We start from the raw sequence: 13690 nt of genomic DNA, 5'->3' as shown, positions 1-13690 counted from the left end.
GGGGCCGCGCAGCGGAGCCCGGGATCCAGAACCGCAACGGGTCCGGAAGGCCGGTTTCGGCTGCCGTCAAAGACTTGTCGGCAAGGTTCGCGCGTCTGGATCCCGGGCGCGCCCGCGGCGCCCCGGGATGACGGGAGGTCGATCGATCAGGCCGCCTTCGCCGTCGCCACCTTCGGTGCCTGGGCGCGCAGGCCGAGCAGGTGGCAGATCGCGTAGACGAGGTCGGAGCGGTTCATCGAGTAGAAGTGGAAGTCGTTGACGCCCTCGTCGACGAGGTCGAGCACCTGCTCGGCCGCCACCGCCGCCGCCACCAGCCGCCGGGTCTCGACGTCGCCCTCGAGCCCGTCGAAGCGCGCCGCCAGCCAATACGGCACCGAGGCCCCGGTGCGGCGGGCGAAGTTGGCGGCCTGCTTGAAGTTCTGCACCGGCAGGATGCCGGGGATGATCGGGATGTCGATGCCGGCGGCGCGCACCTTGTCGACGTAGCGCAGGTAGACGTCGTTCTCGAAGAAGAACTGCGTGATCGCCTGGTCGGCGCCGGCGTCGACCTTGGCCTTCAGCGCGTCGATGTCGGCGTCGAGCGAGGCGGCCTCGGGGTGCTTCTCGGGATAGGCCGAGACCGAGACCTTGAAGTCGCCGATGCGCTTGATGCCGGCGACGAGGTCCGAGGTCTGCGCGTAGCCGCCGGGATGCGGGCGATAGGCGTGGCCGACGCCCTCGGCGGGATCGCCGCGCAGCGCCACGATGTGGCGCACGCCGGCATCCCAGTAGGACTGCACCACCGCGTCGATCTCGTCGCGGGTCGCGTCCACGCAGGTCAGGTGGGCGGCCGGCTTGAGGCCGGTCTCGGTCACCATGCGGGCCACGGTGTTGTGGGTGCGCTCGCGGGTCGAGCCGCCGGCCCCGTAGGTCACCGAGACGAATTTCGGCCCAAGCGGCGCCAGCCGCTCGATCGAGGACCACAGGATCTTCTCCATCTCCTCGGTCTTCGGCGGGAAGAACTCGATCGAGACGCGGATCGGGTGGTACCCGTCGCGGCTGGCGCGGTGGCGGTTGGCGTTCGGCATGGGCTTCGTCCTCAATGTCGTTCGGTTCAGACGATCGTGGAAGGGCGTCGGCCGCCTCAGGCGACGGCGCGTTCGGGCTGGGTGGCTTCGGGGGCGACACGGCCGTCCGCCGCGAGCCAGAGGGTGACGGTGAGCTGGGCCTGCTCGGTCGGCGCAAGGTCGCGGGTCACCACGGTGTCGAGCCCGGCCTCGGACAGCCAGCCCGAGACCTGATCGGCGGCGAAGCCGAGACGGCGGTGGGCCTGCGACTCGCGCAGGAACTCGAGGTCGTGCGGGGCGAAGTCGACCACCAGCAGGCGGCCGCCCGGCGCGACGAGGCGGGCGGCCTCGCGCAGCGCCCGCGCCGGCTCGTCGAGATAATGCAGCACCTGATGCACCACCACGAGGTCGAAGCTGCCGCGGGCGAAGGGCGGGGCGTGGATGTCGCCCTGGCGCAGGTCGACCCGCGCCAACCCCATCCGTTCCAGGTTGGCGCGCGCGACCGAGAGCATGGCGTGGCTCGAATCGAGCCCGGTCGCCCGGCCGGCGAGCGGCGCCAGCAGCCCGAGCATCCGCCCGGTGCCGGTCCCGAGATCGATCAGGCTGCGGACCGGACGATTGCCCAAAGCCGCCAGCACCGCCGCCTCGACGGTGGCCTCGGGCACGTGGAGCGAGCGTAGCTCGTCCCATTTCGGTGCCAGCCGCGCGAAGAAGCTCTTTGCGGTTTCCGCCCGCTGGCTGCGGACCGCGTCGAGGCGAGCGCGATCCTCGGACAACGGCGCGCCGTCGCGCGACAGGCCGGCGATCAGCGGGTCGACCAGGCCGGCGCGGGTCTCCGCGAGCCGGAAGAACGCCCATGCCCCCTCGCGGTGGCGCTCGATCAGCCCGGCTTCGACCAGGAGCTTGAGATGGCGCGAGATCCGCGGCTGGGACTGGCCGAGGATGTCGGTAAGGTCGGAGACCGAGAGCTCGCCCTCGGACAGCAGCGCCAGAATACGCAGGCGCGTCTCCTCCGCCGCCGCCCGCAACACGCCCAGCGCGTCGGGGAAGGAGACCGGTGCCGTCGGGCTGGCGCGATCGTTAGACATAAAGATATCTTTATGTCCGATCGCGGCCGGTGACAAGTGCCTTTTCGCGCGTCGCGGGCGAGCGCCGGGCTATCCGGCGTTCCACAGCCAAGCTGCACCGCGCACGCCCGAGGCGTCGCCATGCAGGCTCTCGCGGATCGGCGTGTTGAAGCGGTCCGAGAAGACGTGCGGTGCGGTCGCCGCCGGCAGGCCGGCGATCAGTTCCGAGACCCGCGAGAGCCCGCCGCCGATCACAACGACGTCGGGATCGAGGATGTTGACCACGTGCGCGACGCTGCGGCCGAGCCGGTCGAGATAGGCGGCGAAGGTCGCTTTCGCGACGACGTCGCCCTCGCGCATCGCCTCAACCACCGCCTCGGCCGAAACTGCGATCCCGGTGCGGCGGGCGTGGTCGGCCGCGAGGCCCGGCCCCGACACCCAGGTTTCGATGCAGCCGCGACGTCCGCAATAGCAGGCCGGGCCGGGCCGCTCGTCGTCGCCGGGCCGCGGCAGCGGGTTGTGGCCCCATTCCCCGGCGATGCGGCCGCGGCCGGCGAGCGGGCGCCGATCCCAGGCGATGCCCGATCCGACGCCGGTCCCGAGGATCACCGCCCAGACCAGGCTCGCCCCGGCGCCTGCGCCGTCGACCGCCTCGGACACGGCGAGGCAGTTCGCGTCGTTCTCGATGCGGACGGACCGCCCGAGCGCGGTCTCGAGGTCGGCACCGAACCGTTGCCCATTGAGCCAGTGCGAGTTCGCGTTCTTCACGAGGCCGGTGGCCGGCGAGATCGCGCCCGGCATCCCGACGCCGACCGTGCAGGTGCCGCCCGCCTCCGCCTCCAGCCTGGCGACGAGGTCCGCGATCGTCCGCACCGTGCCGGCGTAATCGTTCCGGGGTGTCGGAAGGCGGGCCTCGGCCAGAACGCGACCGCCGGCATCGAGGACGATGCCGGCGGTCTTGGTGCCTCCGAGATCGATGCCGAGGCGGTGGGCCGCCCCGGTATGCGATGCGCTCACTCCGCGGCGGCGACCTTCGGCGCGCGCGGACCGCTCTCGACCGTCATCGGCTCGGGCGTCTCGTCGGAGATGTGCGTGCCGATCGACACGGGGTGCGCCATCACCTGGTTGAGCTTGGCCTTGTCGAGCTCGCCCTCCCAGCGGGAGACGACCACGGTCGCGACGCCGTTGCCGATCAGGTTGGTCAGCGCGCGGCACTCGGACATGAACTTGTCGACGCCGAGCACCAGCGTCATCGCCGCCACCGGCACCGGGGTGCCCGGGATCGCGGCCAGCGTCGCCGCCAGGGTGATGAAGCCCGCGCCGGTGACGCCCGAGGCGCCCTTCGAGGTCAGCATCGCGACGAGGAAGATCGTCGCGTACTGCCCGAAGGTCAGGTCCGCGCCCACCGCCTGCGCCAGGAACAGCGTCGTGAGCGTCATGTAGATGTTGGTGCCGTCGAGATTGAACGAGTAGCCCGTCGGGATCACGAGGCCGACGACAGAATCCGAGGCGCCGAGGCGCTTCATCTTGGTCATCATGTGCGGCAGCACCGTCTCCGACGAGGAGGTGCCGAGGACGATCAGGAGCTCGTCCTTGATGTAGGCGAGGAACTTGAAGATCGAGAAGCCGCAGAAGGCTGCGATCCCGCCGAGCACCACGAAGATGAACAGCAGCGAGGTGGTGTAGAAGGTGCCGACCAGCCAGGCGAGGTCGATGACCTTGCCGATGCCGTACTGGCCCACCGTGAAGGCCATCGCGCCGAACGCGCCGATGGGAGCGAGCTTCACGATCAGCCCGATGATGCGGAAGAACACCTGGCCGGCCGCGTCGATGCCGTGGGTGATCGCCTCGCCCTTGGCGCCCATCCCGGTCAGCACGCAGCCGGTGAGGATCGAGATCAGCAGCACCTGGAGCAGGTCGCCGGTCGCCATCGCGTCGAAGAAGCTCTTCGGGATCAGGCCGAGGATGTGCGCGACGGTGGAGTCGGCGGCCGCCTTGCTGGCGTAGCCCTCGACCGCCTTGGCATCGAGCTTGGACAGGTCGGCGCCGAAGCCTGCGCCCGGCCGGACCACCTCGCCGACGATGATGCCGATCAGCAGCGCGAAGCTCGAGACGACCTCGAAATAGATCAGCGCCTTGAGGCCGACGCGGCCGACCTTCTTCAGGTCGCCGATCGAGGCGATGCCGTGCACGATGGTGCAGAAGATGATCGGCGCGATCATCATCTTGATCAGGGCGATGAAGCCGTCGCCGAGCCACTTCATCGACTTGCCCCAATCGGGGCTGAGGTAGCCGAGCAGGATGCCGAGCGCGATCGCGATCAGCACCTGGATGTAGAGCACCTTGTACCAGGGATCCGGGCGTATCGCCTTCTCGGTCACCGCTACGTTCGTCGAACCGTGCATCGCCTGCGCCATGATCTCGCCCGTGCACGCTTGCCGTGCACCCTCCCATTTGGCCGGAGGCTAGCGAAGTTGGCTTCGGGCCTCAACGGCGGCTGAGTATTTCGACACGCCGAAGGTGTGACAAAAACCTGTTCCTACAGGAAAAACGGTCTTTTCGCGGCAGAGTACAGTGGGCACTGAAGTCATCGCGGTCGCGTCGAAGTCGACGCCGGACGTCCGCGTCCGTCGGCCGACCTTTCCGAGCACCGGAGCTTCGTCGTGCCCCTCGTCCGTGCCGTCCTCACCGCCGCGAGCGGTCTCCTGAGCCTGGCCCTCGTCGTTCCCGCGAGCGCCGGCATCGTCGCCCAGATCGACCAGTCGCGCCAACGCATGCGCGTCTACGTCGACGGGGCGCTCTCGCACGATTGGCCGGTCTCGACCGCACGGAACGGCTACGTCACCCCGAACGGCAACTTCCGGGTCGGGCTGATGGCACCGATGTGGCGCTCGCACAAGTATCACGGCTCGCCGATGCCGCACGCGATGTTCTTCCGGGGCGGCTACGCGATCCACGGCACCTACGCGGTGGGCCATCTCGGACGGCGCGCCAGCCACGGCTGCATCCGCCTCGCGCCCGGCCATGCCAGCCGGCTGTTCGGCCTCGCCCGCAGCCATGGCGGCGCCAGCGTGATCATCCGCAACTGAGGTCGCCCGCCGAACGCGAAGGACCGCCGCTGCGGGGGCAACGGCGGTCCTCGAAGGTCGGTGACGTCGGCGTCCGAAGCGGCAGACGCTCAGGTCTGCTGCGTGCGCCGGGGGCGGACGGTCCACCGTTCGAAGGTCGAGGCCGGATCGTCGGAGGCGGGCTCCTGCGGCTGCTGGATCGCGGCGCCGAGGGCCTGGGACAGGCTCTCGATCACGTCGTCGATCCGCGCATCCTGAGGCGGCGTCTCGGCGGCTTCCGGCTCCGGTGCGTGGACGGCTGCAGGCTCCGGCGTCGGCTCGGCTGCGGCCGGTTCCGGCGCGGGCGGCGGCGCCTCGACGACGGGAGCCGCGGCGACGGCGGCGGCCACCGGAGCGGCGGCCGGCGCACCGGTGCCCGCGATCCGGCGCAGCGCGTCGACGACGCCGTCCTTCTCGGCGGGCTTCTCGCCCGAGCGCGTGTTGGCACCGTAGCGGCCGAAGCCGAAGCGCGGCTCGATCAGGTCGAGGACGGCATCGAGGGCGGCGTTGCTCAGGCCGATCTCGCCGGTGGAGGGAATGCCCTGGAGCGCCAGCGCCTGGCGGTCATAGGCGGCATCCTCGGTCACGTCGCGACCGAACCAGGTCGGCGCGGTGAAGGCCGACGCCTCGCCGGCCTCGTCGAAGGTGACGGTGACGAGATCCAGGCTGCCCGGGCTGACGTAGCGGTCGATCACCGCCTCCTTCGTCCCGAGCGACACCGCCGTACGGTCGTAGGCGGCCTTGCCGGAGCAGACGTCGAGCAGCGCGTCGCCGTGCGCGCGGGGCACGTCCGTGCGCTCCTCGGCGGAGGCGCCCTCCGCATCCTTGGTGATCAGGACGAGATGGCATTGCTGCCCGTCGACCCGGACGAACGAGGTCCGCCCGCCCTGCGGCGCGAAGTAGCCTTCGGTGATACGGGCGCCGCCGCGCTCCTTGCGGATCAGACGCACCAGGGCCGGTGCCACGAGAAACCGCCGGACGACGCTCATACTCAACCTCCGCTCAAGGACGCTCCGGCGGTCGGTGACCGCCGGCCGTTCGGCCCGTTCTGCTCCGTGCGACGAAGACCGCTGGAAAGGCCGCGCCACACGCAGAGCGCGAGGCCGTCCCGCGGGTCGATCCTGGCGGCGCACGCGTCACGTCCGCTTCGGACAGGGCCTTCGCTGCCCATCGATCACTCAGGGACTAAGCAAAAAGCCGCCGAAATCAAGACCGCGGCGGCGCAGGACCTTGGATAGCGTTTACTATCCTGCCTCAAACCGAGTCCGGCCCGGGCTCCTTCGGCGTGAACGCCAGGGATGCTCCGTTCATGCAGTATCGAAGGCCGGTCGGCGCCGGGCCGTCGTCGAAGACGTGGCCGAGATGCCCCTTGCAGCGCGCGCAATGCGCCTCGGTGCGTACCATCCAGTGGCTGCGGTCGACCCGGGTCTCCACCGCGCCGGGCAGCGGCTCGAAGAAGCTCGGCCAGCCGGTGCCGGACTCGAACTTGGTCTCGTTGACGAAGAGCGGCGTGCCGCAGCCGGCGCAGGTGAAGGTGCCGGGACGCTTCTCGGCCAGCAGGCAGCTCGTTCCGGCGCGCTCGGTGCCGTGCTCGCGCAGCACCCGATACTGCTCGGGCGAGAGAACCGCTCGCCACTCGGCCTCGGTCCGGGTCTCCGGCGCCGACATCGTGTCCGATCCGCTCATCGCGTCCTCCGCATGCATGATCCGCCCGATATGGGGCCGGAGGGCTGACGCTGCGAGCCCGTCACGCCGCCGCGCCGACGGTGTCCGCCATGCGCGCCTCGCGCTCGCCGAGCGGGAGCGCCGCGCCCGTCGTGGTGTCGTGCCCGGTCTGATGCTCGATCTCGGCGTTGATCTCGCCGCCGAGCAGCACGATCGTCGAGGAGATCCAGATCCAGGTCATGAAGCCGATCACCGCGCCGAGCGACCCGTAGGTCTCGTTGTAGTTGCCGAAGCTCGCCACGTACCAGGAGAACAGCAGCGAGGCGACGAGCCAGAGCAGGCCGGCGACCACGCTGCCGACGCCGACCCAGCGCCAGCGCGCGCGCTCGCGGCTTGGGCCGTAGCGGTAGAGCAGCGACAGGCCACCGAGCAGCACGAGGACCAGGGCCGGCCAGCGCAGGGCCGCGACGTACCAGGCGCCGGCGCTGATGCCGATGAAGTTGAACACCACCGGCAGCACCACGATCGAGGCGAGTGCGAAGATCGTGAACACCAGGGCGCCGACGGTGAAGGTGAGCGAGCGCAGGTTCAGCATGACGAAGCTGCGCTTCTCCTCCTCCTCGTAGACGACGTTGAGCGCGTCGAACATCGCCTTCATCGCGGCGTTGGCGCTCCACAGCGACAGCACCAGGCTGGTGAAGAACGTCAGCCCGAGGGTGCCGCCGCCCTTGGCGGCGATGCGCTTGACCTGGTCGCCGATGATCTCGATCGCCCCGGACGGCAGCACGCCCTGGAGGCTGGCGAGGTGATCGTTGATCACGTTCACGTCGGCGAACAGGCCGTAGCAGGAGACGAGCGCCGCAACCGCCGGAAACAGAGAGAGCAGGGTGTAGAAGGTGACGCCCGCCGCCACCGACAGGACCCGGTCCTTGTTGAACTCGAGGAAGGTGCGCACGGCGACGTCCTTCCAGCCGGCGGCGGTGATCTCGGTCGGGTTGGTCGCGGCGCGGCCGCGCTCGGGCTGGGTCTCGGCGATGCGCTGGGCCGCCCGGCCGGAATGCGAGCGCGCTCCCGCCTGCCCGCTCGGCGCCACCCGCTGCGGCGGACGCCGCTCGACCACCCGCTCGGCCGCGGGCTGGACCGCCGGCGTGCCTTTCCGGGTCTGCGCCGCCACGAGGGCGATCAGCGCCGATCCCAGCATCAGGATCCAGACGACCGAGCCGTCCTCCGACGACGGGCTCCTCGGACCGGGGTTGGGCGTAGACATTCTAAGAGAACCCGGGCGCGAACAGCCGCGCTTCCCGGCTAGAACGTCGGCTGCTGCGGTGCGTTCCCCGGCGCCCACCGCGCCGGCCGGTCTTCCGCGGGGCGGATCGGGCTTTCACGATCGCACGCGGGGGTGGCGAAGGTTCGACCGTTCGTCGAGTCCGCACCGGCGGCGCGTCTCATCGCAGGCGGATGCCGGGGCTGGAGCCCGGCACCCGATTCAGGTCGACCGCGGCTCAGCGGGTCGGTGCGGCGGTGCCCTTCCCGGATGCGCCGGGCGTCGAGCCGGCCCCGGCATCGTTGGCGCCGGTGCTGTTGGACGTTCCGGAGCGGCTCTTGTCGCCCGTGGTCGGGCCGCTTCCGGCCGCCCCCGGGGACGACCCGGCACCGGCGTCGTTCGGGCCGGTGCTGTTCATGGTCCCGGACTTGGTGGTGCCCGAGCCGCCCTCCGCCGCGATGGCGGCGGACCCGAGCATCAGCGTGCCGGCGAGAGCCAGCGTGAGGATTTTCATGGCGTTTCTCCCTGGTTTCGGCGTGAACCACGCGTTTGCTAACCCAGGGTCGGGGTGCGACGTTCCGGCACAGCGCGGGCGTTCTTCGGGGATCGTCCCGGCAGCCCATGGCTTCGATCCTGCGCGACGCGTCGGGACGCCGATGCGGGCGGGCCTGCTCAGGCGCTGAGTGCTGGCTCCAGGAGGGCGCCGCCTGCCACCGGGCGCATGCGCGCGAGGGCTGCCGTCGCCATGTCGGCGAGCGATTGCAGGCGCGAGACCGTGGCGTCGTCGGGCTCGACCCAGGCGCTCCAGTAGGCGCCGAGCGCCGCCACGGGCTCCGGCACGCCGATCGGGATCATCACCAGGCTGCACATCGCCGTCGCCAGATACGCTTCGACGGGCAGGCGACGATCGCCTTCGATGTAGGGAACGACGGCCGGGCGCTTGTTCAGCATGACCCAGCCGGAGATGCAGTCCTGCAGCCGGAAGCGGCGCCCCTTCCACAGCGGTCGGATCGCGTCCTCGGCGACGTAGTGGCAGAACTCGCCGTCCCGCAGCACCACCGAGATGCCGTCGGCGCCGGCGATCGTACGGGCGGTGTCCCGCAGGGCGGCCACCAGGTCGGGCAGCGACGAGACCGTGAGGAGCCGGGCGCGAGCCTCTTCGAGGCGTGCATCATCCATGGCGCGCACCCTATCAGCCAAGCGGCTCCCGTGCACGCGATGCGAAGCATCCTGCGGAGGTTTCACCGCGGCCGACGACGCCACGGTCCGGGTGCGACCTGCGACCACGTATCCGTACCGGACGCCACCCCCTGCGTAGTACGGAGCGGGCTTGCCGACGGCAGGTGCGCGCGATGCCGCTGTTCTACATCGACCTTCACGACGGAACGAACTTCGTCCGCGACACGCAGGGCTTCGACCTCCCCGACATCGCGGCCGCGCAGGCGCGGCTGGTTCAGGTGATGCGGCGGGTGGCCCAGCTGCTCGACGCCGTCTCGGACCGACAGGACTACCTCGCCATCGTCCGGGATCAGAACGGCAAGGTCGTCATGCGGGCCACCCTCACGCTCGATCTCGAGGAGGTGGGCGCGGTGTGAAGGGCCGCCATCAGTTCCGCGCGCCGGGCGACCGGAACAGGTAGTAGCCGGCCGAAAGCATCGCCTCATGGGCCTCCAGCGACTGGAAGCCGGCCGGCGGCCGCTCGCCCACCACCGTGCCGCTGAACTCCCAGATCGCGCCGTCGATGAAGCGCGGGACCGGACGATCCTGCCGGACGGCGCAGCGCAGCTCGGGCCTCCGGCGGCGACGGAAGACGTTGAAGTCGGCGTAGGCGGCGGGCCAGTGCATCGGCATCCCTGCGGTGGCGGGCGGGTCTCTAAGCATCCGCCGGACCAGTTCGCCACCCGGTCGCCGCCCCGCCCTGCGGCCAAGCCCGGGACAGATTCCGGAGGCATGTCGGGAGCGAGCTTGACCGAACCAACGGTGGCATGCCTCGTTCCTTGTTCGTTCTCACCGTGGGTTGAGCCAGGGAGTCGATGCGGTGCCACCGAGACGGCCAGAGGTCCCATGCCTCGCGGCCTACCCCTTCATCGTCGTCCGGGTGGCCTGCACCCTGTGCCCGCACCGGAGCAGGAGCTACCGGCTCGCGCGCCTTGCGGCGAAGTTCGGCCCGGAGACCTCGCTGGCGGACGTGCTGGAGCGCATCGCCCTCGATTGCCCCTGGCGGGAACGACCGGGCGCGCGAAGGGGCAACCAGTACGTGCCAAGGTGCCAGGCCCACTTTCCGGACCTCGACCGGGCGGGTCCGCCCGACCTGCCGCCGGGCATGGGCGGTCTCCGGCTGATCCGAGGGGGAAAGCGGTGAGGCGCGCGGAACGCGACGGACGTGAAGCCCGAGCGGCCTTCGGCACGTTGACGCGGATGGCGCGAAGGGGCGCCTTTCCCACAGGAGCGCTCGCCGATGCGAAAGGTCCCCGCCCGTCTCGCCGCCGCCGCGGCGGTGCTCTGCAGCATCGCCGGGCCGGCCGGGGCGGAACCCGAAGCGCGAGCGCGAGCCAACAACTGGGCGGACATGCGGTCCGCCCTCGCGACGTGCTGGACGGTGCCGGCGGGCACGGACGGCTCGCTCCTCGCCTACCGCTTCGGCCTCGACAAGACGGGGGCGATCCGCGGCACGCCGCGCATCATCGCGCGCCAGCTCAAGGGCGATGCCGAGGCGCAGCGGCACTATCAGGAGGCGGCCGACGCGGCCCTCGCCAAGTGCTTTCCCATGCCGGTCACGCCGTCCTTCGGCGCGATCCTCGGCGAGAGCCCGATCTACCTGCGCTTCGTGAACACGCCGCCGACCGGAACGTATCAGCTCAACAGCAACATCACCGTGTTCGCCCCGCGATGAGCCCGCCATCCGGCTCACCGGGCACTCACGGCGCTTCGGGCCGCGAACGCTCCTGGCTGGCATAGAGCGCATCCTCGGGCGTCAGCAAGCCATCGATGGTGAAGGACGAGACTTCGCGGACCTCGCCGTGAGCGAGGCGCAGCTGTTCGACCTCGGCCCGAGACAGAAGACCGGCAATGCGATCCACCCGCCACCCGTCCGGCATCGCGCCGGACACGGTCCGCAAGGCCTCGCCATCGGTGTCGGCATAGGTGCCGAACACCATCACCTTATGGCTTCGGTCGTCGTCGGCGTTGGGTGCCAGCACGCTCACGCGATAAGGGATCATTGGTGCCTCCAAGTCGGAACTGAGTTGACGAGACCCAAGTAACGCAATCGCGGCGGACTTGTCTTAATTTTTGATGATTGTCGATCCTGCAATTGATCGCGAAGTCCCGCAGGGCTTCCTCACGCGGAACCCTTGCAACGGTCCCGATCGTCCGAAGGGGGTATCGGAGATGCCCTGGTCGACGATGCGGTGCGGGGCAGAGGCGGCAGGCGACGCGATGCCGAATCGAAGAACCGGACGATGATCGGGTGCCGATGCCGACAGCGTCTCGCGCCGTCTGCGGCCGTACGGAGTGGTGGCGACCCCGGTTGGGCTCGAACCAACGACCTGCCGCTTAGAAGGCGGCTGCTCTATCCAGCTGAGCTACGGAGTCAGGGGTGCCGACGACGGTATGAGCCATGGGTCCATCCTGCGGTCAACCCTGGGCGTCACCGGTTCGCAGGTCGCGCCGGAGCGAACGCGCGGTGCTGCGCCGCGGTCGGGTCGCGTCTTGCGCTCGACGCGAGCCCCGATGGTTTGCGTCAGACGCCGCGCGCGGCTTCGACCTTGGCCAGCTCGACGGCGGCGCGCAGCTCGATGTCGGCGATCAGGCCGTCGAGGCGGGGATCGCCGCAGGTCTCGGCGCGCTCGGAGAGGCGCCCGGCGATGACCAGCAGCTCGTGGGTGGCGACGCGGCCGGACAGGAGGGAGGCCTTCAGCCGGTCGAGGCCGTCGAGCAGGTCGTGACCGCGCCGCGCCGAGCGGCGGCGACGCTCGTGCGGGGTGTCCGGCTCGCCCTGCAGCATCAGCATCGCATCGAGGCCGGCGAGCGTGGTCGTCGCGCCCGTGCCGGCGGTGCGCTGGGCACCCGGCCCGGAGCCGACCTGGAAGCTCGGGCCGGACTCGGCCTTGCGCGTGCCTCCGACGGAGGTCGTCCCGAGAGGTCCCGGACGATTCTCGACACGCATCGCTTCGATCGCTCCCGACGGGCCGGAGGGGCCCGTGCCGAGTGTCGGTTCGACACGGTTAACGAGCGGTAAAAGCCCCGGCAGAAGCTGCCGGGTCGGCAGGGAACGCGCGGCTCACGATCGGTCCCGAAGGCGCCGCGTCCGAAGAGAGGCCAGCGTTTTCAGCGGGTTGCACTTTTCGGCCACCTGGCACGGCGCTGGCAGGAGAGTGCGGGTCCGCAACCCCGAAAAGCCCGGCATGCCCCAGCGCCACGCCCAGATCTGCGATCTCCTGCGCCTCGTCCTGGCGGCCGCCCTGCTCGTGCTCGGCGGCACGGCGGCGATGGCGCTGTCGCGGGTGAAGGACCTCGCGCAGATTGAGGGGGTCCGCGCAAACCAGCTCGTCGGCTACGGCATCGTCGTCGGGCTCAACGGCACCGGCGACACCCTGAACAACATCCCCTTCACCAAGCAGTCGCTGCAGGCGATGCTGGAGCGCCTCGGCGTCAACACCCGCGGCGCGACGATGCGCACGCAGAACCTCGCCGCGGTGATGGTGACGGCGAGCCTGCCGCCCTTCGCGGCGCAGGGCACCCGCATCGACGTCACCGTCTCGTCGCTCGGCGACGCGAAGTCGCTCCAGGGCGGCACTCTGCTGGTGACGCCGCTGCTCGGCGCCGACGGCGAGGTCTACGCGCTGGCGCAGGGCTCCGTCGCCATCGCCGGCTTCTCGGCGGAGGGCGATGCCGCCAAGATCACCCGCGGCGTGCCCACCAACGGGCGCATCGCCAACGGCGCCAACATCGAGCGCGAGATCGCGTTCAAGCTCACCGACGCCCGCTCGCTGCGGCTGTCGCTGCGCAACCCCGACTTCACCACCTCGAAGCGGATCGCCGCCGCGATCAACGACTTCATGGGCTCCGACACCGCCGAGCCGACCGACCCGGCCACGGTCACGATCCAGATCCCGGCCAAGTACAACGGCAACATGATCCGCCTGATCACCGAGATCGAGCAGCTCAAGGTCGAGCCGGACCAGACCGCCCGGGTGGTGGTCGACGAGCGCTCGGGCATCATCGTGATGGGCCGCGACGTGCGCGTCTCCACGGTGGCGATCGCCCAGGGCAACCTCACCGTCACGATCACCGAGCAGCCGCAGGTGAGCCAGCCGGCCCCGCTCTCGAACGGGCGCACCACGGTGGTGCCGCGCACCGGCGTGAAGGTCGACACCGGCGACGGCAACAAGCTCGCCCTGGTCAAGGAGGGCGTGACCCTGCGCGACCTCGTCGACGGCCTCAACGCCCTCGGCGTCGGCCCGCGCGACCTGATCTCGATCCTGCAGGCGATCAAGGCCGCGGGCGCGCTGCAGGCCGACATCGAGCTGATGTGATGCC

17 protein-coding genes and 1 tRNA gene are annotated in these 13690 nt (G+C 70.5%); 5 read left to right on the top strand and 13 right to left on the bottom strand.

Annotated elements, in window-relative coordinates; genetic code table 11:
* Positions 1-146: 146 nt before the first annotated feature.
* The 4 genes from metF to MKK60_RS06255 all read right to left on the bottom strand — a co-directional run bounded on the left by metF (position 147) and on the right by MKK60_RS06255 (position 4518).
* The gene (metF, locus tag MKK60_RS06270) at positions 147-1067 is read right to left on the bottom strand and encodes a methylenetetrahydrofolate reductase [NAD(P)H] (RefSeq protein ID WP_147840880.1); all 921 of its coding nucleotides are present in this window, start codon (positions 1065-1067) and stop codon (positions 147-149) included.
* A 56-nt stretch (positions 1068-1123) separates the two neighbouring features.
* Positions 1124-2134: an ArsR/SmtB family transcription factor gene (locus MKK60_RS06265; protein WP_243984435.1), complete on the bottom strand. Its 1011-nt coding sequence runs from the start codon at positions 2132-2134 to the stop codon at positions 1124-1126.
* A 69-nt stretch (positions 2135-2203) separates the two neighbouring features.
* Positions 2204-3130 (bottom strand): ROK family protein, encoded by a 927-nt coding sequence (locus MKK60_RS06260; protein ID WP_243984433.1) that lies wholly within the window; start codon positions 3128-3130, stop codon positions 2204-2206.
* Positions 3127-4518 carry a dicarboxylate/amino acid:cation symporter gene (locus MKK60_RS06255; RefSeq protein ID WP_243948967.1) on the bottom strand — a complete coding sequence of 464 codons (1392 nt, stop codon included), beginning with the start codon at positions 4516-4518 and terminating at the stop codon, positions 3127-3129. Before MKK60_RS06255 ends, MKK60_RS06260 begins: the two co-directional genes overlap by 4 nt.
* 258 nt (positions 4519-4776) lie before the next feature.
* Here MKK60_RS06255 and MKK60_RS06250 point away from each other — a divergent pair, with 258 nt between their 5' ends.
* Positions 4777-5202, top strand: a complete 426-nt coding sequence (locus tag MKK60_RS06250) for a L,D-transpeptidase (protein WP_243934567.1) — start codon at positions 4777-4779, stop codon at positions 5200-5202.
* 89 nt (positions 5203-5291) lie between these two features.
* Here MKK60_RS06250 and MKK60_RS06245 read toward each other — a convergent pair whose 3' ends face one another.
* From MKK60_RS06245 to MKK60_RS06225, 5 genes are all read right to left on the bottom strand, one after another.
* Positions 5292-6209: a hypothetical protein gene (locus tag MKK60_RS06245; protein ID WP_243984429.1), complete on the bottom strand. Its 918-nt coding sequence runs from the start codon at positions 6207-6209 to the stop codon at positions 5292-5294.
* A 265-nt stretch (positions 6210-6474) separates the two neighbouring features.
* Entirely contained in the window at positions 6475-6906 is a 432-nt protein-coding gene (msrB, locus tag MKK60_RS06240; protein WP_243984427.1) for a peptide-methionine (R)-S-oxide reductase MsrB, read from the bottom strand.
* 61 nt (positions 6907-6967) lie between these two features.
* The gene (locus MKK60_RS06235; protein WP_243984425.1) at positions 6968-8152 is read right to left on the bottom strand and encodes a YihY/virulence factor BrkB family protein; all 1185 of its coding nucleotides are present in this window, start codon (positions 8150-8152) and stop codon (positions 6968-6970) included.
* 235 nt (positions 8153-8387) lie between these two features.
* Positions 8388-8663 (bottom strand): hypothetical protein, encoded by a 276-nt coding sequence (locus MKK60_RS06230; protein ID WP_147724692.1) that lies wholly within the window; start codon positions 8661-8663, stop codon positions 8388-8390.
* Between the two features lie 158 nt (positions 8664-8821).
* Positions 8822-9328, bottom strand: coding sequence for a GAF domain-containing protein (locus MKK60_RS06225; protein ID WP_243936612.1), 507 nt, complete (start codon positions 9326-9328; stop codon positions 8822-8824).
* 173 nt (positions 9329-9501) lie between these two features.
* Here MKK60_RS06225 and MKK60_RS06220 point away from each other — a divergent pair, with 173 nt between their 5' ends.
* On the top strand, positions 9502-9744 hold the full coding sequence (locus MKK60_RS06220; protein ID WP_243984422.1) for a DUF6894 family protein: 243 nt from the start codon (positions 9502-9504) through the stop codon (positions 9742-9744).
* Positions 9745-9754: 10 nt separating this feature from the next.
* Here MKK60_RS06220 and MKK60_RS06215 read toward each other — a convergent pair whose 3' ends face one another.
* The gene (locus tag MKK60_RS06215; RefSeq protein ID WP_147724686.1) at positions 9755-9994 is read right to left on the bottom strand and encodes a hypothetical protein; all 240 of its coding nucleotides are present in this window, start codon (positions 9992-9994) and stop codon (positions 9755-9757) included.
* Positions 9995-10187: 193 nt separating this feature from the next.
* Between MKK60_RS06215 and MKK60_RS06210 the strand changes: the two genes are divergently transcribed.
* Complete coding sequence (locus MKK60_RS06210; RefSeq protein ID WP_243984420.1) at positions 10188-10511, top strand: hypothetical protein; 324 nt, start codon at positions 10188-10190, stop codon at positions 10509-10511.
* 96 nt (positions 10512-10607) lie between these two features.
* Entirely contained in the window at positions 10608-11042 is a 435-nt protein-coding gene (locus MKK60_RS06205; protein ID WP_243984418.1) for a hypothetical protein, read from the top strand.
* 25 nt (positions 11043-11067) lie between these two features.
* On the opposite strand, the gene MKK60_RS06200 is transcribed toward MKK60_RS06205, so the two are convergent.
* The 3 genes from MKK60_RS06200 to MKK60_RS06190 form a co-directional block, all read right to left on the bottom strand.
* A complete protein-coding gene (locus MKK60_RS06200) occupies positions 11068-11370 on the bottom strand; it encodes a hypothetical protein (protein ID WP_147859572.1) in 303 nt (100 codons plus the stop codon).
* A 296-nt stretch (positions 11371-11666) separates the two neighbouring features.
* Positions 11667-11743 (bottom strand) — tRNA-Arg (locus tag MKK60_RS06195).
* Between the two features lie 148 nt (positions 11744-11891).
* Positions 11892-12317 carry a flagellar assembly protein FliX gene (locus MKK60_RS06190; protein WP_243984415.1) on the bottom strand — a complete coding sequence of 142 codons (426 nt, stop codon included), beginning with the start codon at positions 12315-12317 and terminating at the stop codon, positions 11892-11894.
* Between the two features lie 238 nt (positions 12318-12555).
* On the opposite strand from MKK60_RS06190, the gene MKK60_RS06185 reads away from it, so the two are divergent.
* Complete coding sequence (locus MKK60_RS06185) at positions 12556-13686, top strand: flagellar basal body P-ring protein FlgI (RefSeq protein WP_243984412.1); 1131 nt, start codon at positions 12556-12558, stop codon at positions 13684-13686.
* Positions 13687-13690: the final 4 nt, after the last annotated feature.

Origin of the sequence: Methylobacterium sp. J-092, from assembly GCF_022829325.1 — a bacterium.
Lineage (GTDB): Bacteria > Pseudomonadota > Alphaproteobacteria > Rhizobiales > Beijerinckiaceae > Methylobacterium.
The sequence above is the reverse complement of the archived record's forward strand: the minus strand, read 5'-3'. Positions and strand labels throughout refer to the sequence as shown.

Bases quoted from the DNA above. Each gene is read 5' to 3' on its own strand.
- metF (WP_147840880.1), bottom strand. From the start codon at position 1,067: ATGCCGAACGCCAACCGCCACCGCGCCAGCCGCGACGGGTACCACCCG.
- MKK60_RS06265 (WP_243984435.1), bottom strand. From the start codon at position 2,134: ATGTCTAACGATCGCGCCAGCCCGACGGCACCGGTCTCCTTCCCCGAC.
- MKK60_RS06255 (WP_243948967.1), bottom strand. From the start codon at position 4,518: ATGCACGGTTCGACGAACGTAGCGGTGACCGAGAAGGCGATACGCCCG.
- MKK60_RS06245 (WP_243984429.1), bottom strand. From the start codon at position 6,209: ATGAGCGTCGTCCGGCGGTTTCTCGTGGCACCGGCCCTGGTGCGTCTG.
- msrB (WP_243984427.1), bottom strand. From the start codon at position 6,906: ATGAGCGGATCGGACACGATGTCGGCGCCGGAGACCCGGACCGAGGCC.
- MKK60_RS06235 (WP_243984425.1), bottom strand. From the start codon at position 8,152: ATGTCTACGCCCAACCCCGGTCCGAGGAGCCCGTCGTCGGAGGACGGC.
- MKK60_RS06230 (WP_147724692.1), bottom strand. From the start codon at position 8,663: ATGAAAATCCTCACGCTGGCTCTCGCCGGCACGCTGATGCTCGGGTCC.
- MKK60_RS06225 (WP_243936612.1), bottom strand. From the start codon at position 9,328: ATGGATGATGCACGCCTCGAAGAGGCTCGCGCCCGGCTCCTCACGGTC.
- MKK60_RS06220 (WP_243984422.1), top strand. From the start codon at position 9,502: ATGCCGCTGTTCTACATCGACCTTCACGACGGAACGAACTTCGTCCGC.
- MKK60_RS06215 (WP_147724686.1), bottom strand. From the start codon at position 9,994: ATGCACTGGCCCGCCGCCTACGCCGACTTCAACGTCTTCCGTCGCCGC.
- MKK60_RS06205 (WP_243984418.1), top strand. From the start codon at position 10,608: ATGCGAAAGGTCCCCGCCCGTCTCGCCGCCGCCGCGGCGGTGCTCTGC.
- MKK60_RS06200 (WP_147859572.1), bottom strand. From the start codon at position 11,370: ATGATCCCTTATCGCGTGAGCGTGCTGGCACCCAACGCCGACGACGAC.
- MKK60_RS06190 (WP_243984415.1), bottom strand. From the start codon at position 12,317: ATGCGTGTCGAGAATCGTCCGGGACCTCTCGGGACGACCTCCGTCGGA.
- MKK60_RS06185 (WP_243984412.1), top strand. From the start codon at position 12,556: ATGCCCCAGCGCCACGCCCAGATCTGCGATCTCCTGCGCCTCGTCCTG.